General features: G+C 65.4%; 19 protein-coding genes and 1 tRNA gene. 11 read left to right on the forward strand and 9 right to left on the reverse strand.

Annotation, left to right across the window (positions count from 1 at the left end; genetic code table 11):
* The first annotated feature begins 62 nt into the window (after positions 1-62).
* On the forward strand, positions 63-461 hold the full coding sequence (locus GOSPT_RS04845; protein WP_005203596.1) for a VOC family protein: 399 nt from the start codon (positions 63-65) through the stop codon (positions 459-461).
* A gap of 16 nt (positions 462-477) precedes the next feature.
* Here the strand turns inward: GOSPT_RS04845 and GOSPT_RS04850 are convergent, their stop codons facing one another.
* Complete coding sequence (locus tag GOSPT_RS04850; RefSeq protein WP_005203599.1) at positions 478-1,137, reverse strand: MBL fold metallo-hydrolase; 660 nt, start codon at positions 1,135-1,137, stop codon at positions 478-480.
* Between the two features lie 55 nt (positions 1,138-1,192).
* Positions 1,193-1,669: a DUF2752 domain-containing protein gene (locus GOSPT_RS04855; RefSeq protein ID WP_005203602.1), complete on the reverse strand. Its 477-nt coding sequence runs from the start codon at positions 1,667-1,669 to the stop codon at positions 1,193-1,195.
* A 145-nt stretch (positions 1,670-1,814) separates the two neighbouring features.
* On the opposite strand from GOSPT_RS04855, the gene GOSPT_RS04860 reads away from it, so the two are divergent.
* Both GOSPT_RS04860 and GOSPT_RS04865 read left to right on the forward strand, forming a co-directional pair.
* Positions 1,815-3,185: an acyl-CoA dehydrogenase family protein gene (locus GOSPT_RS04860; RefSeq protein WP_005203603.1), complete on the forward strand. Its 1,371-nt coding sequence runs from the start codon at positions 1,815-1,817 to the stop codon at positions 3,183-3,185.
* Positions 3,186-3,230: 45 nt separating this feature from the next.
* Positions 3,231-4,454: an acyl-CoA dehydrogenase family protein gene (locus tag GOSPT_RS04865; RefSeq protein WP_005203606.1), complete on the forward strand. Its 1,224-nt coding sequence runs from the start codon at positions 3,231-3,233 to the stop codon at positions 4,452-4,454.
* 72 nt (positions 4,455-4,526) lie between these two features.
* Here the strand turns inward: GOSPT_RS04865 and crcB (GOSPT_RS04870) are convergent, their stop codons facing one another.
* From crcB (GOSPT_RS04870) to GOSPT_RS04890, 5 genes are read right to left on the reverse strand one after another with little or no spacing between them, the layout of a single operon-like run.
* Positions 4,527-4,895 carry a fluoride efflux transporter CrcB gene (gene crcB / locus GOSPT_RS04870; RefSeq protein WP_005203607.1) on the reverse strand — a complete coding sequence of 123 codons (369 nt, stop codon included), beginning with the start codon at positions 4,893-4,895 and terminating at the stop codon, positions 4,527-4,529.
* Complete coding sequence (gene crcB, locus GOSPT_RS04875) at positions 4,892-5,383, reverse strand: fluoride efflux transporter CrcB (protein WP_039854778.1); 492 nt, start codon at positions 5,381-5,383, stop codon at positions 4,892-4,894. Before crcB (GOSPT_RS04875) ends, crcB (GOSPT_RS04870) begins: the two co-directional genes overlap by 4 nt.
* A 1-nt stretch (position 5,384) precedes the next feature.
* On the reverse strand, positions 5,385-7,307 hold the full coding sequence (locus tag GOSPT_RS04880) for a propionyl-CoA synthetase (protein ID WP_005203611.1): 1,923 nt from the start codon (positions 7,305-7,307) through the stop codon (positions 5,385-5,387).
* Between the two features lie 18 nt (positions 7,308-7,325).
* Positions 7,326-7,574: a DUF2630 family protein gene (locus GOSPT_RS04885; RefSeq protein ID WP_005203613.1), complete on the reverse strand. Its 249-nt coding sequence runs from the start codon at positions 7,572-7,574 to the stop codon at positions 7,326-7,328.
* 42 nt (positions 7,575-7,616) lie between these two features.
* A complete protein-coding gene (locus GOSPT_RS04890) occupies positions 7,617-7,940 on the reverse strand; it encodes a histone-like nucleoid-structuring protein Lsr2 (protein WP_005203615.1) in 324 nt (107 codons plus the stop codon).
* Between the two features lie 397 nt (positions 7,941-8,337).
* On the opposite strand from GOSPT_RS04890, the gene GOSPT_RS04900 reads away from it, so the two are divergent.
* The 8 genes from GOSPT_RS04900 to GOSPT_RS04935 all read left to right on the forward strand — a co-directional run bounded on the left by GOSPT_RS04900 (position 8,338) and on the right by GOSPT_RS04935 (position 18,128).
* Complete coding sequence (locus GOSPT_RS04900) at positions 8,338-9,057, forward strand: GNAT family N-acetyltransferase (RefSeq protein ID WP_005203618.1); 720 nt, start codon at positions 8,338-8,340, stop codon at positions 9,055-9,057.
* 225 nt (positions 9,058-9,282) lie between these two features.
* Complete coding sequence (locus GOSPT_RS04905) at positions 9,283-10,644, forward strand: PLP-dependent cysteine synthase family protein (protein WP_005203620.1); 1,362 nt, start codon at positions 9,283-9,285, stop codon at positions 10,642-10,644.
* Between the two features lie 76 nt (positions 10,645-10,720).
* Positions 10,721-11,875, forward strand: coding sequence for an ABC transporter substrate-binding protein (locus GOSPT_RS04910; RefSeq protein ID WP_005203622.1), 1,155 nt, complete (start codon positions 10,721-10,723; stop codon positions 11,873-11,875).
* An 11-nt stretch (positions 11,876-11,886) separates the two neighbouring features.
* Complete coding sequence (locus GOSPT_RS04915; protein ID WP_005203624.1) at positions 11,887-13,032, forward strand: ABC transporter permease; 1,146 nt, start codon at positions 11,887-11,889, stop codon at positions 13,030-13,032.
* Entirely contained in the window at positions 13,026-13,868 is an 843-nt protein-coding gene (locus GOSPT_RS04920) for an ABC transporter ATP-binding protein (protein ID WP_005203626.1), read from the forward strand. Before GOSPT_RS04915 ends, GOSPT_RS04920 begins: the two co-directional genes overlap by 7 nt.
* The gene (locus GOSPT_RS04925) at positions 13,865-15,565 is read left to right on the forward strand and encodes a copper resistance CopC/CopD family protein (protein ID WP_005203628.1); all 1,701 of its coding nucleotides are present in this window, start codon (positions 13,865-13,867) and stop codon (positions 15,563-15,565) included. The genes GOSPT_RS04920 and GOSPT_RS04925 overlap by 4 nt, the downstream gene beginning before the upstream one ends.
* A 31-nt stretch (positions 15,566-15,596) precedes the next feature.
* Positions 15,597-16,421 carry a YcnI family copper-binding membrane protein gene (locus tag GOSPT_RS04930; protein ID WP_005203632.1) on the forward strand — a complete coding sequence of 275 codons (825 nt, stop codon included), beginning with the start codon at positions 15,597-15,599 and terminating at the stop codon, positions 16,419-16,421.
* Positions 16,422-16,562: 141 nt separating this feature from the next.
* A complete protein-coding gene (locus tag GOSPT_RS04935) occupies positions 16,563-18,128 on the forward strand; it encodes an HNH endonuclease signature motif containing protein (protein ID WP_005203634.1) in 1,566 nt (521 codons plus the stop codon).
* 92 nt (positions 18,129-18,220) lie between these two features.
* Here GOSPT_RS04935 and GOSPT_RS04940 read toward each other — a convergent pair.
* Positions 18,221-18,294: transfer RNA gene (locus GOSPT_RS04940), tRNA-Met, on the reverse strand.
* A gap of 117 nt (positions 18,295-18,411) precedes the next feature.
* A complete protein-coding gene (locus GOSPT_RS04945) occupies positions 18,412-19,659 on the reverse strand; it encodes an MCE family protein (RefSeq protein WP_005203636.1) in 1,248 nt (415 codons plus the stop codon).
* Positions 19,660-19,727 lie beyond the last annotated feature (68 nt).

Raw genomic sequence — 19,727 nt, forward strand, 5'->3', positions numbered from 1 at the left:
GTGGCGACGGGCGACAGCTTCTAGCGTGTGCGTGTAAGACCCGACGCCCCAGGAGATTCGCGATGCCCGGCTTTCCCGCACTGACCCACGTGGCCATCACCGTCACCGACCTCGACGCCAGCACTCGTTGGTACTCGGCTCTGTTCGACGCCGCGCCAGTGCTCGACGAGGATGAGGAGTCGGGCGAGTTCCATCACGCGGTGTTCGCACTCGATGGCGGAACCCTCTTCGGACTGCACACGCACACCGGCTCGGCGGCGTCGGGAAGCTTCGACGAACACCGGACGGGACTCGACCACATCGCCTTCGCCGTCAGTCGTGCGGAGCTCGACGACTGGTTGGTGCGCTTGGACGAACTCGGCGTCGCGCACAGCGATATCAAGCACGCACACTATGGGTCCGGCATCTCGTTCCGCGACCCCGACAACATCGCGCTGGAGTTCTTCGCACCTCCTGCATGAGCCGGGACAGCCTTCGTCAGACCTGCGTTCCCGACTCCTCATCGAGCACGACGAACTCGGTGCCGGGATCTTTCATCTCGGTCAGCCGCGAGTAGTGAACACCGGTACCCGCGTCGGAGAGCACAGCCTGGTGGATCGGGACGGCGACCCGCGGCGCCATCGCGCGCAGGTAGTCGACCGACTCGCTGAGTTTCATCCACGGCGCCGCCGAGGGCAGCGCGAGCACGTCGATCTGCTCGAACGGAATGTAGAACGAATCACCGGGATGCATGAAACGCCCTGGAGCCGTTGATGTTCCGAGCACATACGCAACGTTGTCGACGACGGGGATCTCGGGGTGGATCACGGCGTGACGCCCTCCGGTGAATCGCGCGGTCACCGCGCCGACACCGACCTGGCCGCCCGCGAGTGCCGCAGTCCACTCCCCTGCCGCATCGTCGGAGTTGAGTTGTGCGGCGGTCTGCGGGTCGGCGATACGGATCGCCTGAGGGTTCTCACCGACCAGATTCGGCAGCCGCGCGACGTCGCAGTGATCAGGATGTTGATGGGTGATCAGGATCGCGTCGAGTCCGGTCAGCCCTTCGAAGCCGTGCGCAAGGGTGCCCGGGTCGAAGAGGATACGAGTCCCCTCCAATTCGACGAGCATGCAGGAATGGCCGAAGTGGGTGATCTCCATGCGTCCACTGTGCTCTCCCGCACGGGTTTACGCATTGGTCCAGCCGAACCCCGGATCACACAACCGCTGGGAACACACCCCAGCCCGCAGCAGCGTCGACGATGCGAGCGACGCCGTAGACCAGCCACAACCCGAGCACCACCACCAACACCGGCAGCGCTCGACGTAGCCGGAGCCGCTTCAACGCTCCCGGACCTGCGACGAGACACCAGACTCCGGCGGCGACGGCGATCACGGTCGCCACCAGCGTCAACGGTCCGAATACGTTGTAGGTGAACGCCCCGCCCACGTCGCCATGCATGAGGTGCACCCAACTGCGCGTCAGTCCGCACCCCGGACACGGCAGACCCGTGAGCGCGCGGAAGACACAGAGGTCGCGGCCGTGATCAACCGATCCCAGCGGCCACACGATCGCGGTGAGCAGCGCTGCCCCACCGACCGCGACCACCATCGCCGGTCCGACCCGTCGGCCACCCGCACCCGACGGTGCCGCTGTGTATGGACCCGGGAGGTCGGTGCGATCGGTTGACACGTGACCAGCCTAAACCGGCGATGAGAACACGACGTTCGACGAGCGCGTGACAATCTCCTTACCGAGTAGTAAGGTTTGTACTTACTACCGAGTAAGATACTGCTCACGCGCAGTCCAAGCACCCGTGCGAAGAGAAATGGTTGTCATGACGACTCACACCGAACCCCGCGACACCTCTGCGGTCGGCAAGAACCCGCACAAGCGCAATGCCATCGGCACCGCGATGCGTGTGCTCACGACGGTCACCGGCTCCGACTTCGCGGAGAAGTACCAGATCCGTGAGCCCATCAACCGAATCGCCTACCAGGCGACCAAGACCGGCTTCCAGACCCTCGGCGCAGCCAACCGCGCGTTCAAGAAGGTGCAGGGCGGCTCGGGTGGCGCGGCACGACTGAGCACCACACCGAAGGACTACTTCAACCTCAACCCCGACGACGAGCAGCAGATGATCGCCGAAACGGTGAAGGAATTCGCCGAGGAGATCCTGCGCCCCGCAGCCTACGATGCCGACGCCGCCGCGAGCGCACCTGAAGACATCGTCAAGCGCTCCGCCGAACTCGGCATCACGATGATCAACGTGCCCGAGCAGTTCGACGGCGCGGCGTCCGAGCGTGGCGTCGTCACCAACGCCCTGGTTGCCGAGGCAATGGCTTACGGCGACATGGGACTAGCCCTTCCGCTCCTCGCACCGAGCGGCGTCGCCACCACCCTCACCAACTTCGGTAGCGACAGTCAGCAGAAGACCTACCTGCCCGACTTCGCAGGCGAGAACGTGCCGCAGTCGTCCGTCGTCATCGCGGAGCCGCGCGCTCTGTTCGACGCATTCTCGTTGCAGACCAAGGCAACTCGGGTGCCGAGCGGCTACCGACTCAACGGCGTGAAGTCGTTCGTGCCCGCTGCGGGATCGTCGGAACTGTTCATCGTCGGAGCCCAGCTCGACGGCCGGCCCGCGCTGTTCATCGTCGAATCCGATTCCGAGGGACTGATCGTCGAGGCAGATCCGGGCATGGGTGTGCGCGCCGCGGGCATGGGTCGCCTACTGCTGCAAGACGTTGCCGTCCCCGAGAGCGCGCTCCTCGGCGAAGAGACCGGCGAGGCAGCCCTCGCGGCCTACCGCGACGTCGTACGTCTGTCGCGCCTCGGTTGGTCGGCGCTTGCCGCCGGAACCGGCAGGGCCGTCCTCGACTACGTGATCCCCTACGTCAACGAGCGTGAGGCATTCGGCGAGCCGATCTCCAACCGTCAGGCCGTCGCCTTCATGGTTGCCAACATCGCCACCGAACTCGACGGCATCCGCCTGGTCACACTGCGCGGCGCATCGCGGGCCGAGCAGGGTCTGTCGTTTGCCCGCGAATCGGCACTCGCACGCAAGCTGACCATCGTCAAGGGACTACAGATCGGACTCGACGGCGTGCAGTTGCTCGGTGGCCACGGCTTCACCAAGGAGCACCCGGTCGAGCGTTGGTACCGCGACCTGCGCGGCGCAGGCATCGGCGAGGGCATCGTCGTCCTCTGACGGCGACTTCTTCCGACGACGAGACCCACCGAGAAAGCAACTGACATGGCAATCAATCTGGAACTCCCCCGGAAGCTGAACACCACGATCGACCAGGCCCACCAGGCCGCGGCCGAGATCTTCCGCCCCATCTCGCGCAAGTACGACCTCGCCGAGCACTCCTACCCGGTCGAACTCGACACTCTCGCAAGCCTGTACGACGGTCTCGCCGAGACCGGTCAGGCCGGTGCCGGTGCCGACGGCGGACGAAGCCAGGAGAAGAAGGCCAAGCCGGAGCGCGAGGGCGCGAATATCAACGGCGGCAACATGCAGTCGGTGATGAACGTCATCGAAACATGCTGGGGCGACGTCGGTTTGACGTTGTCGATGCCGTACCAGGGACTGGGCAACTCGGCCATCGCCGCTGTCGCGACCGACGAGCAGCTCAAGCGCTTCGGCAAGGTGTGGGCCGCCATGGCCATCACCGAGCCCAGCTTCGGCTCCGATTCGGCCGCGGTGACCGCCACCGCCACACTCGACGGCGACGAGTACGTCATCAACGGCGAGAAGATCTTCGTGACGTCCGGTTCGCGCGCCACCCACATCGTGGTGTGGGCCAGCGTCGACCGCAGCCTCGGGCGTGCGGCCATCAAGAGCTTCGTGGTGCCGCGTGAGCATCCGGGCGTCGAGGTGGTGCGGCTCGAGCACAAGCTCGGTATCCGCGTCTCCGACACCGCGGTGATCCGCTTCGAGAACTGCCGCATCCCCAAGGAGAACCTGCTCGGTAGCCCCGAGGTGGATACGAAAAAGGGTTTCGGCGGAGTCATGCAGACCTTCGACAACACCCGCCCCCTCGTCGCGGGTATGGCCATCGGTGTTGCGCGCGCCGCCCTGGAGGAGTTGCGTCGCATCCTCGAGGAGGCGGGCATCGAGATCGACTACGACAAGCCCGCCGAGAACCAGCATGCCGCCGCGGCCGAGTTCATCCGGATGGAGTCCGACTTCGAGGCTGCCTACCTGATGACGATCCGCGCCACGTGGATGGCCGACAACAAGGAACCCAACTCACTACAGGCGTCGATGGCCAAGGCCAAGGCTGGCCGCACCGTCACCGATGTCACCAACAAGGCCGTCGAACTGACTGGCACACTTGGATATTCGGAACGCCTGCTGCTCGAGAAATGGGCCCGCGACTCGAAGATCCTCGACATCTTCGAAGGCACCCAGCAGATCCAGCAGCTCATCATCGCTCGCCGCGTGTTGAACAAGAGCAGCGCAGAACTCAAGTGAGACACTGAGTCTCGACGAATAACGAGCCCTGCGGCGCCACGGTGCCGCAGGGCTCGACTCTTTCCCGACCCCTCACACAGCCCACGCGAGCGCGAGTCCGACGGCGCAGGCCGCAGTGGCCGCCGCCACCGAGCCCACCGCATAGCACAGCGCGAGCCCACCGGCGCGCCGCTCTGCCAGACGCACCGTTTCGACGCTCGCCGTGCTGAAAGTCGTGTAGCCGCCGCAGAATCCGGTGCCCACGATGGCCTGCAGCTCACTCGGCGCCCCGTGGTAGATCACCAGCCCCGCGAGCAGACCCAACAGCAACGAGCCGGACACGTTGATGATCAACGTCGCCCACGGGAACGTCGTATTCCGCCACCGCTTGATCGCGCCATCGACGACGAAGCGTGCCACGGCCCCGAGCGCACCTGAGACGAGTATCGCCAGCACCGTCACGACACACCGCCTCGTCGCACCGCACGTCGTCGACCCGCGGTTCCCGCCACGACGATGCCCGCCCAGGCGCCGAGCACACCGAGCACGACGCTGACCACCGCATACGCGATCGCCACTTCGGGCGCGCCGTGATGGCCGAGTTGGGTGGTCTCGAGCGCGAACGTGGAATACGTCGTGAAGGCCCCGCAGAGTCCGGTGCCCGCAAAGACACGCACAGTGCGACGCCAGCCGTCGTCGGGGCCCGCGAGCGCCAAGAACTCCAGCAACGCGCCGAGCACGAACGCGCCGCTGACATTGATCGCGAACGTCGCCCACGGCCATCCCGTGCCGACCGTGGGAAATGCCTCCTCGATCACGTAGCGCAGACCCGTTCCGCAGATCCCGCCGAGGAAGACCAGTGCGATCGCTCCGAACTGCAGGTGCAGAGGCCGGTCGGCCGGCGCGTCCGGATCTATAGAGCCGTCGCCCCTGGGCGCGAAGTCCGTGATGTCACTGTCCGATCTGTTGCGCGAGTCGCGCCAGGACGTCCGGATCCTCGATGGTCGACGGCACGGCGTACTCCTGATGATCGGCTATCTGCCGCATGGTCTTTCGCAGAATCTTGCCCGACCGTGTCTTCGGTAGCGCGGCAACCACGGTCACGTCGCGGAACGTCGCCACCGGCCCGATCTCGTCGCGGACCTTCGCGATCAGCTCGTCACGCAGCGTGTCGGGTTCGATCTCGACACCCGACTTGAGCACGACGTAGCCACTCGGCCGCTGACCCTTGAGGTCGTCGTGGATGCCGATCACGGCACATTCGGCGACCGCCGGATGCGACGCCACGACGGCCTCGATGCTTCCGGTCGACAGTCGGTGCCCGGCGACGTTGATCACGTCGTCGGATCGTCCGAGGATGAAGATGTAGCCGTCGTGGTCGATGTATCCGGAGTCGCCGGTCAGGTAGTAGCCGGGGAAGGCGTTGAGATACGAACTGCGATAACGCTCTTCGTCGCCCCACAGTCCGGTCAGTGTGCCCGGGGGCAACGGCAGTGCGATCACGATATTGCCTTCGGCGCCCGCATCGACGACGTTCCCCTCGGCGTCGACGACACCGACTCCGAAGCCGGGGACGGCGACAGTCGCCGATCCCGCCTTGACCGGCATCGGTTGCAGCCCACGCAGATTGGCCGCGATCGCCCATCCGGTCTCGGTCTGCCACCAATGGTCGATCACCGGCACACCGAGCACGTTCGACGACCAGGCGAGCGTGTCGGGGTCGAGCCGCTCACCCGCGACGAAGAGCGCGCGGAGTGACGAGATGTCGTACTGATCAAGAAGTTTCGCGTCCGGGTCGGTCTTGCGGATCGCCCGGATCGCGGTCGGCGCGGTGAACAGTGCCTTGACCCGATGCTCGGCGATGACTCGCCAGAAGGCTCCCGCATCAGGTGTGCCAACCGGTTTGCCCTCGTACATCACCGTCGTCGCGCCGACGAGCAGCGGCGCGTAGACGATGTACGAGTGGCCGACAACCCACCCGACGTCCGACGCCGTCCACCAGATGTCGCCTGCATCGATGTCGTAGATGTTGGCCATCGACCAGGTCAGTGCGACAGCGTGCCCGCCGTTGTCGCGCACAACGCCTTTGGGCTTTCCCGTGGTGCCCGACGTGTACAGGATGTAGAGCGGGTCGGTCGCCGCGACGTCGACGGGTTCGGTGAGACCTGCCGTCTCCATCTCGGCATCCCAGTCGAGCCAGTCGCGCCTTTCATTACTCGACGAGTCCCCTTCATTGCTGGACGAGCCGTGGTCGGCGGCAGAACCCGCCACCTGCGGGCGATCCTTCACGATGACCGTCGAGACAGCGCTGTCGGAGAGGTCAAGGGCGCTTGCCACCATCGGCAGATACTCGACGCTGCGTCCCGGCTCGAGGCCGCCCGATGCGGTCACGATCGCAACCGGCTCGGCGTCGTCGATGCGTGTGGCGAGTTCGGGGGCGGCAAAGCCGCCGAACACCACCGAATGCACTGCACCGAGCCGCGCGCAGGCGAGCATGGCGATCGCTGCCTCGGGGATCATCGGCATGTAGATGATGACCCGGTCGCCGCGCGAGACACCCCGGCGGCGCAGCACGTCGGCGAATCGCGAGACCTCCACCAGCAGCTCGGCGTAGGTGTACTCGCGGATCTCGTCGACCATCGCGGAGTCCCAGATCAGTGCGAGACGGTCACCGTGCCCCGCGGCGACGTGCCGGTCCAGCGCGTTGTAACAGGTGTTGAGTCGGCCGTCGGGGAACCAGCGGTACATCGGCGCTGCCGAATCGTCGAGTGCCACGGTCGGCGGAACCGACCATTCGACGTCGGCTGCTGCCTGCAGCCAGAAGTTCTCCCTATCGTCGACGCTGCGCGCGAACGTGTCCTCGTAACTCGCCATCGAACGCTCTTCTCGCGCTCAGTCCAGGTACTTCTCTACGACGTCGGCCGGCCTTGTTGCCGCAGAATCGGGGTCCTGGCCGGCATCCCGTTTGGCCTGACGCTGCCGCAAGAGATCCCAGGCCTGATCGAGAGACACCTCGATCTGCGACAGACGCGAGTTCTCCTCGTCGGGCGTGATGTCGCCGCGGCCCACCTTGGTGCGAAGTTCGTGCTCCTCGGCGATGAGGTCGTTGATGTGTTCGTGGATTTGCTTATCGGTCGCCATGACCCCCACGTTAGTCCCGACGATGCGACACGAGCCGCAAATTCAGACCGCGCACTCGAATGCCGACACGATCTCCGACGAGATGCGGCCGCGGTTGCTGATCTCGTAACCGTTCTCGCGTGCCCAGGCGCGGATCGCCTGCGTCCTGGGGTGCGCCCGCTTGGACGGGTGCCCGTTGCCCGAACCATCCGCAACGCGAGAAATTGCAAGATACTTCTGAAGCGATTGTGCGAATTCCTTCGCATGCGCAGGTGAGGTGTCGAACTCGTACTGTTTTCCGTTGAGACCGAAAACCACGGTCACCGCTTCGTCCAATTCAGAACCATCGAGATCGTCGACGAACCTGACTATCTTCTTTGTCGCCATTCCGGCGTCCCCTCCCTCGTCATCGCTGAAATCCGACAACCCCGGCAGCTATCCCAGCTGGCGCAATCAGCCCGTGATGAGCGTCACTGCACCAGCCCAGCGTGCCGTGTTCGCACACGCCACACTGCCGACCGCACGGTTCATCCCCCCGGACGGACTGTGCGCCGAGTTGCCCCAACAACTCACAGCGCACACATCGCTATCGAATCGACATGAGTATATCGAATCTCTGATTGAAGGTGCTCATCAACGCCGGATCGTCGAATTCACATAAAGACAAACCGTGCCGCTCGCGCCGCAAAGTGAAAATCGATGTGAGCCTAAGACTGCCACCATCGGCCACCCCGGTGTCTAGTAAATCGGGTGTCTACTTCTGCATCCACTGCCGGGAGGTGTGATGACAGCAATCTTTTCCGACGCGCGTGACACGGATCGAGTCCTCGACGACGCCGTCAACCAGTCACTCGCCCACGGCCATCGCCACTTCGCGGTCCGGAGCGGACGCATCGTGCGGTACCACCCGCTGGTGGCGGGCTTCATCGGCCATCCGCCCGACATCACGACCGAGGACTGGCACGATCTCACCCTGCTGGTGCCCGAGGGAGTCCAGTTCACCCTCCGTGATCTCACGCGGCCTCCCGAGGCAGGTTTCTCGGTCGTCGCTCGCCACGTCGCCGTCCAGATGACCGGCGAACACGTCGACCCGACCCTGCGGCTTTCCACCGGATCGCCGCGGATCGAGAAGCTGACACTCGACGACGTCCCCGAGATGCTCGCGCTGGTCGAGCTGACCCGGCCCGGACCCTTCCTTCGACGCACCATCGAGTTAGGCGGATACGTGGGCATCCGCCACGAGGGCGCATTGGTTGCCATGGCCGGTGAACGCCTCCGCCCACCGGGATGGTCGGAGATCAGTGCGGTCTGCGTCCACCCCGATCATCGCAACCGTGGATACGCCTCCGCACTGGTCCTCGCGGTCGCCGCGGGCGTCCGCGACGCCGGGCGCGTGCCATTCCTCCGCGCCAACGGACTGAACGAGAACGCAATACGACTCTACGAGTCCCTCGGGTTCCGCCACCGCAGAACGGTGACGCTGACCGCTCTTCGCGCACCCTGAGAAACACCAGAACCGCTCCGATTCCAAAGCTTCTCGCGCGCTTGATGATCGGGAAACATGACGTCGGCAGCAGCCACGATGCGCGGCTGCCAGGACATGTGACCGATGGGAGATGCTCGTGAGCTCTGCGGCGAGACCGGCTCTGCACGAGGATGATTCGCCGACGAACCGGGCGGGCAGCGGCGGAGTCTACGATTCGGTGATGCCATCGGCAACACACCGCTCGTGCGCCTGAACGCTCTGGCACGCAATGTCGCTCCCACCATTCTGCTCAAGCTCGAGTACCTCAATCCCGGTGGCAGCGTGAAGGATCGGGCAGCACGCGAGATGGTCCTCGCCGCCGAACGCTCCGGCGAGCTCAAACCGAACGGTGTCATCGTCGAGGGTACGTCCGGCAATACCGGAGTGGGACTTGCGATCATCGCCGCCGCGCGCGGGTACTCGATCATCGTGGTCGTCCCCGATAAGACCAGCGCCGAGAAGATCAGCCTTCTTCGCGGACTCGGAGCACGCGTCGTGGTGACACCTGGTGGTCGGCCGATCGGACATCCCGAGCACGTCCGATCAGTCGCTGAGCACATCGCGTCGACGACGCCGGGTGCGTGGCTCGCCGGCCAGTACGACAATCCCGCCAACCCCGCCGCGCACGCGCTGACCACGGGCCCTGAGATCTGGGGCCAAACCGACGGCGCCGTCACGCATTTCGTCGCAGGCGTCGGAACCGGGGGCACCATCACCGGAACCGGCGAGTTCCTCAAGCACGTTTCCGACGGCGCGGTCCGCGTGATCGCGCCCGACCCGCTGGGTTCCACCTACAGCGGGGGCGAAGGTCGAGCCTTCTACATCGAGTCCGTCGGCCACTACCGCCACCCCGACACAGTGGACGACGTCTGGCCCGAGTCGTTTCACCCCGACGTCGTCGACGAGTTCGTGCCGATCACCGACCGTGAAGCCATCGACACCGCGCGAGAACTCCTCCGTCATGAGGGGCTACTCGTCGGCGGTTCGGGTGCGCTCGCTGTCGCGGGCGCGCTACGGGTGGCGACGTCGCTGCGTCCCGACGACGTCGTGGTCGTCCTCATCCCCGACTCCGGACGCAACTACCTCTCGAAGTATTTCAACGACACCTGGGTCAGCCGTTGGGGATTCGGTGTGGCGAACTCGAGCGAGCAGCCAGCCGTGCGACGCCTGAGGCGGGCGTATCCAGGACTCCCGTCGAATGCCACCGTCGCGCAGGCGCGCGCGCTACTCGCCGACATTCCGTCCCTACCGGTACATCTGCCGCGCGCAGGCGATCAGGTGGTCGCGGCCGAGATCGTCGGCTCGGTCGACGCGTCGACACTCGTCGACGCCGACGACGACGCACATCTGTGCGAGTACCTGCTTCCCCCAACACATCTGGCGGGAATCGACGAGCCGATCGTCGACGTCGCCGCGCGTCTCGGCGCCGGCCGCTCCGGAAGTGACGGCCATTCCCTCGTCGTCCTCGTCGAGAACGGCTATGCGGTCGGCATCGCCACGGCCGCCGACATTGTTGCCGCAACACCCGACATCACCGTCGCCGGACTGGTGACGGAAACCACCTGAGCGAGTTGCGCTCCACTGCTCTGCTTCACCGCCCACTGTCCACAGCCCACAGTCCACACAACCCGGAGGTCCACCCATGTCCGACGATGCGCCCACTGACGCGACGCCCGCGAACAACCCAACAGCCGACAACCCCGAGTTGGTCGACGCGAACGTCGACATCGACAGCCGCACAACAGTGTCGCGTCGTCGACTCCTCGCCTTCGGCGCGGTCGGAGCGGGACTCGTCGCCGCAGGTGGCCTCGGCGCCTGGGGGTTGCTGCGCAGCGACGCCAACGCCGACAAGCCTGCCGACGGACTGACCGTCACCAAGTCGTGGGCAGGTAAGCAACTGACACTCACCTCCCCGAGCGGTGTGTGCGACGCCCCGCTCGTCATCGCCTACGAGAAGGGGTTCTTCAAGAACGCGGGCCTCGACGTCGTGCTCAAGAAGGCGGGCGAGAACGAAGATCTCCCCGCCGCCGTCGGCTCGGGCAAATACATTGCGACAAACGGCATCTTCTTCAACTTCCTCGGCCCCATCTACAACGGCACCCCGGTGAAGCTCTCGGGCGGTCTGCATCACGGATGCCTCGATCTCTATGCGCGCAACGACAATTCGGTCCCGACGGTCGCGGCGTTGCGCGGCAAGAAGATCGGCGTGAGCGACCTCCAGGGGTCGGCCACCAACTTCTTCTCGCTCGATCTACTCGACGCCGGAATCAACTCGAGCCCCGCGGCGAAAGAAGTGGAATGGGTTGTGATCCAACAAGATCTGCTGCCCAAGGCCCTGCAGGACGGCAAGGTCGACGCGATCGCCACCGCGGGCGGATTCCTTCCGATCATCCAGGGCGTGCACGACGGGTGGGCAAAAGAGCTGTCCAACAACGACACCATCAGCCGCAACTCCGCGTATCCGTGCTGCGCCGTCGCGCTCAACAACGACTTCGTGGCGGAGGACCCGGTGACGGCGAGCAAGCTGGTCAACGCGTGGGCGCAGGGATCGCGCTGGGTGGGCTCGAATCTCGAGGAGACCGCGCACATCGAGTCCACGCGAAACTACGTTCCCGACAAGCCCGAGAACATCCTGCCGGTGCTGCGCACGCTGACCTTCGACCCCTCACCTCGCAACCTGCAGGAACAGCTCGAACCCGGCATCGCGAAGTTCATCAACACCGGATACCTACCTAAGGAGACCAACTCCAAAGCACTCGCCGACCAGGTCTTCGTCGACCTCGGTCTCAACTTCTGACGGAGCGATCGGTGACCACCACAACCAACCGCGACGTGCCGCGCACAGAACCCGGTCTGCGGAGTCGCGAGACTCCTGACACCACCGGCCACGCACACAACGCCGCCGAGCGCCCGACGGTGCAGGGCGCCGCGCGCATCCACGCCGCGCTCGACAAGGTCACGCACCCGGTCCGAGTCGATCCACTGCTCGTCGCCTCCGGGATTCTCGCGTGGATCGCCTTCGCCGCAATTGTGGCGTTCGCTCCGCACAGTCCCCGACTCTCCCAGCGCGACATCACACTGATCGACCAGTCGTCGACCTTTGTCGCCGTCGTCGGACTCGTCATCGCGGCCATCGCCGCTGCGACGTGGGCCGTCAGTACCCGACCAGGAGCCCTGGGTGCACGCGCCTCGCGTCGACTCTCGCACGGCGCCGCGTGGCTACTCGGCGCCACGCTCTGGGCGATCTTCTGGGAGGCCTCCACCGCAACGACGAGTCTCCTCAAGCCCCCGTATTTCGTTGCACCACAACCTATTGCCTCCCGACTCTGGGATGACCGCGGGATTCTCTCCGAGAGCCTCGGCAACTCGCTGCAGCTCCTGGCTGTCGGATTCATCCTCGGTGTGATCGCGGGGGTCACCACCGGTGTGGTGATCGGCTGGTGGCAGACCGCGAACTATTGGGTCCATCCGATCCTGATGTTCCTCGGGCCGGTACCGACGCTCGCCTGGGTGCCGATCATCTTCGTGCTGTTCCCGACTGCCTATTCGGGCGCAGTGTTTCTCATAGCACTGAGCGTGTGGTTCCCGCTGACCGTGGTGACCCGCGCGGGCATCGTCAGCATCCCGAAATCGTACTTCGACGTCGCGCAGACGTTGGGAGCGCGCGACCGCTTCCTCGTCCTCCGCGTCAGTCTTCCCGGCGCCTTGCCCAGCATCTTCACCGGCGCCTTCATGGGTCTGTGCGCCTCGTTCGTCAGCTTGACCGTGGCTGAGAACTTCGGTGTGAACTCGGGATTGGGCTGGTACCTCAACTGGAAGAAGGGCTGGGGCGACTTCCCCGGCGTCTACGCGGGCATCGTCGTCCTCGTCGTGGTCTGCGGTGTGCTGCTGAGTCTGCTGTTCCGCCTTCGTGATTGGTCACTGCGCTGGGAGAAGGAGCTGACCCGATGGTGAACAAGACCTCCCCTGCAACAAACTCCGCAGGTACAACCACGACAGGCGGCGTGATCGACATCAGCCACGTGACACAGGCATTCCGTAGCGGCAGCACCGATCTCGCAGTGCTCGACGACATCTCGATCTCCGTCGATGCGGGCGAGTTCCTGGTACTCGTCGGCCCGAGCGGATCGGGCAAGTCGACGCTGATCCGGCTTCTCGCAGGCCTCGACCATCCACTGTTCGGCACGGTCGATGTCGACGGGCAACGGGTCACCGCGCCAGATCCCAGTCGCGCGTTGGTCTTTCAAGATCCCACTCTCCTACCGTGGCGCACCGTGCGCGGCAACGTCGCACTCGGGCCCCAGGCACGCGGACTCGGACGCGAGGCCGACAAACAGATCGACGCCGCAATCGATCTCGTCGGACTCACCGACTTCGCCGACGCCTGGCCGGCGCAACTCTCCGGCGGCATGGCACAGCGCGCGGCACTCGCCCGCGCACTCGTGAACGATCCGTCGGTGCTGTTGCTCGACGAGCCGCTCGGCCGACTCGACGCTCTGACACGCCGGGTGTTGCAGGGCGAGCTGCTGCGCCTATGGCACGAAAGACGTTTCACCGCAGTGCTCATCACGCACGACGTCCCCGAAGCACTGATCCTCGCCGACCGCGTCGCGATCCTCTCGCCCCGACCCGCACGTATCCGAGAGATCATCGACGTCGACCTGCCTCGACCACGCGATCCGTCGAATCCCGAGTTCGTCGCCTTGCAATCGCGCATCCTCACCCTGCTCGACGAGGAGGCGACAACACCCGACGACGCGCTCACCGCAGCGCGTCGCGGCGACGGATGACCCCATGGTCTGCTCGCCGCGTCATCCTGCTGGCGTTCGCCATTCTCGCGGCATACGCGTGGTCGACGTGCGCGGCAGCTCCGGCGAGCGCGCACGCCGTCGTCGTCGCGACCTCACCGTCGAACGGGTCGGAGATCTCCACGTCGCCGCACGACGTCAGAATCACCTTCGACGAGCCGGTGTCGCGTTCGGCGACATCGGGAACGGCAAGCGTCCTCGACTCGTCCGGTCGCGCCGTCACGTCGGGTCAGCCGAAGCTCCTCGACGGTGGTCGCACGCTGTCGATCCCGTTGCGGCCCAACCTGAGCAAAGACTCCTACATCGCCAGTTGGACGGTGGTCTCCGCGGACAACCATCCCGTCGGGGGCTCGATCCAGTTCGGCGTCGGAGTACCTGCGATCGCATTGGCGCCTCCACCGGCTCCGACGCCGAGCGCGCTGGCCGGTCTGCTCAGCGGAGTGCTGACCGGGCTGCTCTATATCGCACTGATCGGAGCACTCGGCCTCATACCGGCCGCCCTGCTGCTCGACGCGTCGCCGCCTCGGCTGCGCACCACGTGGCGCCTCGCGCGGATCGCGGCGGCCGTCGCGGTCATCCTCTCGCTCGTCCAGATCGTCGTCGCCTACATCTGGGATGCGTCGGCAACGCCGAGCGGTCCGACGTGGGACGGGTTCGCCGACTTCGGAGCGTCGTCGTATGCGTTGTTGGTCTACCTGCGGATCGCGGTGATCGTCGCAGCGGTACTCGTCGTCGGTCGCGCGCCCGGTCAGACGCCGCGCTGGGACAGCTCCGAGATCACGCGACTCTCGGTGGCCGGCGTCTGTGGTCTCGCGGCCCTGGCCACCGTGGTCGCCAATGGCCACGGCGGTTCCGGGCCGATTCGGTTCGTCTCCACGTTCATTCACGTCGTCGCGATGGTCGGGTGGATCGGCGGGCTCCTCGTGCTGACGTGGCTTCTGGTCCACGACGACCCGTCGTCGCAACGACTGCGCCGATTGGGCGTGTGGTCGGTGGTTGCGGCGTCGTGCGTGGCGGCCATCGTTGCCACCGGAGTCGTCGCCGCGGTGATCGGCGTCGGACACTTCGCTGCGCTGGTGCACACGAGTTACGGCGTGACACTGCTGGTCAAGCTCGCGATGGTGGCGCTAGCGATTGCGCTCGGCGCGTCCAGTCACCGTCGAATTCGACGTTCCGCGCGAGAACACGTCTCCGGTCCTGCTGTGGCAGCGCGGATTCGGACACGCGTGGGAGTCGAGGCGGTCGTCGGCTGCGCGATCATCGTGGTCGCAGGTGTGCTCTCGTCACTCACGCCCGCCGCTGCGGCGTACGCGCCGACGAGGACCATCGAGACGACGGTCGGCGAGTACGCGCTGCGCATCGATGTCGGTCCCGCGCGTCGTGGCCCCGAGACCTTTCGTGTCGTGGTGACGCCGACAGCCCCTCAGACGGGTGTGGCGGCGCCCACCTCGATCAGTCTCGTACTCCGACAACCCGATTCCGGGGTCCGCGGCCTGCCCGTCGACTTCTCGTACCGGCTACCCGGCGACATCAATCACGGACGCCCCGCGCCGGTCACGTTCATCAGTCCGGCGGTGACCGTGCCCACGACCGGTGAGTGGATCGGGACGCTCACCCTCAACCCGGTCACCGGCGACTCGATCGCGCACGTCAAGGACTTCACGTACCGCGTTGTCTAAAACCCGTAGAACTCAGAACCAGGAGAACAGCATGAACCGCTCAGCACGTCGGCTCGCTTTCGGCCTTACCGCACTTGCCTTTTCGTTGACGACGTCGGTCGCCGGTGTGGCCGCAGCGCATGTCACCGTCGACCCGACCTCGCAGCCGAGCTCCGGCGGCTACGGCCAGGTACGACTCGTGGTACCCAGCGAAGAAGACAACACCACGACGACGGCGATCAGCGTCACGCTGCCGACCGGGGTCGATCTCAGTTCCGTTCGTACACTACCGATTCCGGGGTGGACGGCCACGACGGAGAAGACGCAGTCCAACGGCTCCGAGCGCGTCTCGAAGATCACGTGGCAAGCCAGCAACCCCGAGAGTGGGCTCAAGCCAACCGAATACGGTGTCTTCGCGTTCTCCGGAGGCCGTTGGCCCGCAGGCACGACGTCGGTCACGCTCCCCACACAGCAGCGGTATGCCAACGGCACCGTCGTCTCCTGGAACGAACAGGCGGCCGACGCCCAGACGGAACCAGAACACCCCGCACCCGTGGTGACGCTCGGCCCCGCGTCGGGCGATCATGACGCCGCGCACGGCGCGGCGTCGGCCACCGATGCGAACTCGACTGTTGCTCAGCAACAGTCGTCCGACGGGTCGACGTGGTGGAAGGTCATCGCCGTCGTCAGCCTGGTGATCGCCGCCGCCGCGGTATTTGCCGTCGCGGCGCTGTGGCGCCGGTTGGGCGGGAACAACACGCCGAGAAGCGAAAGTTCGACCGCGCCAGAGAGTTCCGGCGACTCAGAGGCTCTAGCGAAGACAGAGACCGCAGAGCACGCGGGCGTCGGGTCGAAGGCCGCCGCCGACCATCGGTGATCGGCGGGCGGGGCGCGAGGTGCGCCGAAAAAAGTTGTCCACAAATTCCTCCAGCCCGGCCGCTGCCGTGCCGGATTTGTCGGTACTCCTTCGTACACTTGTGCCCATAGGTTCGATCGCCGCGGAGGGGAGGTTATTCAGATGTCCAGTGTGTTGACGTTCACCGATCCGGATGCCGACGCCGCCACGATCAGATCCATGTCGCGAGAGGAGCTCACCGAGACGGGCCGGGAGTTGTTGCGCGAGTCCCGCAAGCACGAGGCTCGGACGGTCCTTGCGGGCGCGGCTCTGGCTGAGCGGGTGTATCGCGAGCACCTCGCCGGTCGGTCCGAGACCAGTGTGTGGGGTTCGGTGATCGAGCATGCAGAGAAACTCGGACGAGCCGAAGTCTCTCTGCAATTCGGTGTCTCTCGAAGCAAGGCCGGGAGTTGGGTGACGTTGGCGGATCTCCTCGAGAAATTCCCGCTCATCCGCGCCGGCTATCTGAACGGCGACTACTCCACCAACCGGGCCTCGATCATGGCGCGCGCTGCCCAACGTGGTGGAGACATCGATCCCGACTGCATCGAGGGTGATGACTCGGAGATGTCGTTCGAAGAGATCGTCTTGGACTATGGGGCCCGCGCCACCACCGACCCGGTGCTGTCCCAACAGCTCGACGCCGCGTTGATCTCGATGAGTCCCGACAGTGTCACCGAGGAACGCGACACCATCGCCGAGTTGGTGGGTGACGTCACCATCACCGCGGAGGTTGCGGGCCACTCCAACCTGGATGCGGTCATCCCCGCTCACTATGGGGTGTTCCTCAAATCGCAGATCGACGCGCTGATCGATGAACGCACCTGCCGCAAAGATCCCCGTCGGCTCGGGCCACTGCGAGTGATCGCGCTCGGCGAGATCACCGGCGTACCGGGAGCGCACCTCACCTGCGACTGCGGCCTCGACACCTGCCCAGCACGGAACGCCCTGCTGCCTGAGCCCGCCGACGATGACATTCCTGAAGCCCGGGACGTCGAGACTTCCAGTGCGCCGGAACCTTGCGACGCACACCAACGTGTCGAACCCGCCGACGCGGTGGAGCCCGTCGCCGAACCCGAGGCTCCCGACCCGACCGATCCCCACACCCCAACTGAGGCACCGGTCCCGTTCGGACGAGCCATGGTGATGCCCGATGCACCCGTGCTGACAGTGCTCACGGACCCCGACGGTGTGCTTGTACCCCGGTTACAGGGATACGGGCCGATCGACCCCACCTATGCGATCACCCTCGCCGACGTCGCGAAGACCATTCACTACCCCGAATCCGTACGTGCCGCCGGACCACTCATCCCGCTGATCTCCGACCGACCCCAGGCACCACCGGCCGATCCGACCGGACACGGTTCTCACACCGTGCCACCACCTGGGGCATTGACCTATGCACCCAGCGCCACGTTGCGCGCCGAGGTGCTCGCCAATGACGCCTGGTGCCGATACCCGTTCTGCGGCATGCCCTCTCACCTGTGCGACCTCGACCACTGGCGACCCTTCAACCACACCGACCCCGAGGCCGGCGGCTGGACGGTACTCGACGACCTCATCCCACTGTGCCGGGCCGATCACCAGCGGAAACATCTTGGAGAGTGGGTTCCGACGCTCCACACCGACCGAAGAGTGGAATGGCGAAGCCGGCGCAGCGGCCAGGTGATCGTCACCTACCCGCGGTGACATGGTTTCGCGATGAGCGGGAACCGCACTGGCACCAATGAATCCGGCCCCGCCGGGACGATGTTCCTCGTCCCGGCGGGGCCGGTTCTTAGTAGCGGGGACAGGATTTGAACCTGCGACCTCTGGGTTATGAGCCCAGCGAGCTACCGAGCTGCTCCACCCCGCGTTGGTGAACACCACGTTACAGGTGCGTTCGACGCAGATGCAAATCCATTGCGCCAGCCGGTCTGACCTGCGGCGATGCGTCGAAAAGTGGCTTCGGCGAGCGTCGTGGTGACCGACGTCACGACGACCGCACGCCCATCAGGCCCGCGAGTTGCTGCGCGAGCGGATTGAGGTTGAGCTTGTCGGGGTCCTTCTTCGGCGTCGAGTCCCACGGCTGCGGGATGTCGGGGTTGGCGGTTGAAACTCGTTGTGCGCCACGGACGGCCGTCGGGTTACCGAAGGGCGCTGTGCAGTGCGCCTCTGTGTTGAACGGGAACTCGTCGTAGTTGATGTCGAAGGTCGGCTTCTCACGTCGAACCCGCGCGAGCATCGCGTCGGTCGACTCATAGCCCTGCGTGCACGCCGGCGGGTTATTGGTCTCCAGCACCACACCGAAGTGGATCTGACCGTCACCCGGCGCCGTCGTATGCCCCTGTGCCGACAGCAGACTGAGCATCGCGAAGGTATTGCCGATGTTGTAGCCGGCGGGCTCGATGGTGCGGGCCACCTCAGAGAGTTGACCGACCACCTTGCCGATATCGCCACCGTTGCGCTGGATGAGTGTGGAGATCTGCGTGGCCGAGGTCGTTCCCGTTGTCAGCAGCCTGCGCAGATCGGGATCCGACGACGCGAGCGTCGCGGTGATCAGATCAAGGCTGCGCGACCACGCCAGGATCTGATCCGACTGCGCCTCTTGCGTCGCGAGAACGGAGTCCGCCGAATTGATCAGCGAGATCGCCTGCGGCAGTGAGTCAACCCCGGCGCGTGAGAGCTTCCCCAGCGAGTCGACGAGCCGCGTGAGGTTATCCGCCTGCCCGTTGAACGCCGCGCCGAGCTGGGTGATCACGGTGTGCAGATCGTCGATCGGAATCGACGAGGTGAAGTCGAGCGCCGACGACACGACGTCCTCGATCGGCGGCGGGACAGAGGTCTTCGTGATGACCGATCCGTCGTGCAGGTACGGCCCGGAACCCGACTGCGGCCGTAGATCGATGTACTGCTCACCGATGGCCGACCGATTCGCCACCACGGCAACCGAATTCGCGGGAATGTCGGGTCCGGAAGATTCGAGAATCAACGGGACAGTCACCCCGTCCGACCTGAGCGTCAGTGTGCCGACACGACCGACGGGCACGCCCATGTAGGTGACCTCGGCGTTGGTGAAGATGCCACCGGAATCCGGCAGATGAGCGTCGACCGTGTAGATCCCCACGCCGACAACACGATTGAGATGCACATAGCGGATGCCCGCGAAGATCGACACCACAAGTCCGGCGATGATCAGCACAGCGATCTGGATTCGAGCGAGCCGACTCAGCGGTGGCATCTTCCCCGACCTCCCCAACGAACAATCAGCACCCGGCTAATCGAGCACTCGCGATTGTCACATTAGCC

The organism is Gordonia sputi NBRC 100414 (assembly GCF_000248055.1).
GTDB classification, from domain to species: Bacteria; Actinomycetota; Actinomycetes; order Mycobacteriales; family Mycobacteriaceae; genus Gordonia; species Gordonia sputi.

What these genes read in the sequence shown, in the direction of transcription:
- GOSPT_RS04945 (WP_005203636.1), bottom strand. Translation starts at nt 19,659, where the DNA reads ATGCCACCGCTGAGTCGGCTCGCTCGAATCCAGATCGCTGTGCTGATC.
- GOSPT_RS04845 (WP_005203596.1), top strand. Translation starts at nt 63, where the DNA reads ATGCCCGGCTTTCCCGCACTGACCCACGTGGCCATCACCGTCACCGAC.
- GOSPT_RS04920 (WP_005203626.1), top strand. Translation starts at nt 13,026, where the DNA reads ATGGTGAACAAGACCTCCCCTGCAACAAACTCCGCAGGTACAACCACG.
- GOSPT_RS04935 (WP_005203634.1), top strand. Translation starts at nt 16,563, where the DNA reads ATGTCCAGTGTGTTGACGTTCACCGATCCGGATGCCGACGCCGCCACG.
- GOSPT_RS04880 (WP_005203611.1), bottom strand. Translation starts at nt 7,307, where the DNA reads ATGGCGAGTTACGAGGACACGTTCGCGCGCAGCGTCGACGATAGGGAG.
- GOSPT_RS04910 (WP_005203622.1), top strand. Translation starts at nt 10,721, where the DNA reads ATGTCCGACGATGCGCCCACTGACGCGACGCCCGCGAACAACCCAACA.
- GOSPT_RS04930 (WP_005203632.1), top strand. Translation starts at nt 15,597, where the DNA reads ATGAACCGCTCAGCACGTCGGCTCGCTTTCGGCCTTACCGCACTTGCC.
- GOSPT_RS04860 (WP_005203603.1), top strand. Translation starts at nt 1,815, where the DNA reads ATGACGACTCACACCGAACCCCGCGACACCTCTGCGGTCGGCAAGAAC.
- GOSPT_RS04885 (WP_005203613.1), bottom strand. Translation starts at nt 7,574, where the DNA reads ATGGCGACCGATAAGCAAATCCACGAACACATCAACGACCTCATCGCC.
- GOSPT_RS04890 (WP_005203615.1), bottom strand. Translation starts at nt 7,940, where the DNA reads ATGGCGACAAAGAAGATAGTCAGGTTCGTCGACGATCTCGATGGTTCT.
- GOSPT_RS04865 (WP_005203606.1), top strand. Translation starts at nt 3,231, where the DNA reads ATGGCAATCAATCTGGAACTCCCCCGGAAGCTGAACACCACGATCGAC.
- GOSPT_RS04900 (WP_005203618.1), top strand. Translation starts at nt 8,338, where the DNA reads ATGACAGCAATCTTTTCCGACGCGCGTGACACGGATCGAGTCCTCGAC.
- GOSPT_RS04925 (WP_005203628.1), top strand. Translation starts at nt 13,865, where the DNA reads ATGACCCCATGGTCTGCTCGCCGCGTCATCCTGCTGGCGTTCGCCATT.
- GOSPT_RS04850 (WP_005203599.1), bottom strand. Translation starts at nt 1,137, where the DNA reads ATGGAGATCACCCACTTCGGCCATTCCTGCATGCTCGTCGAATTGGAG.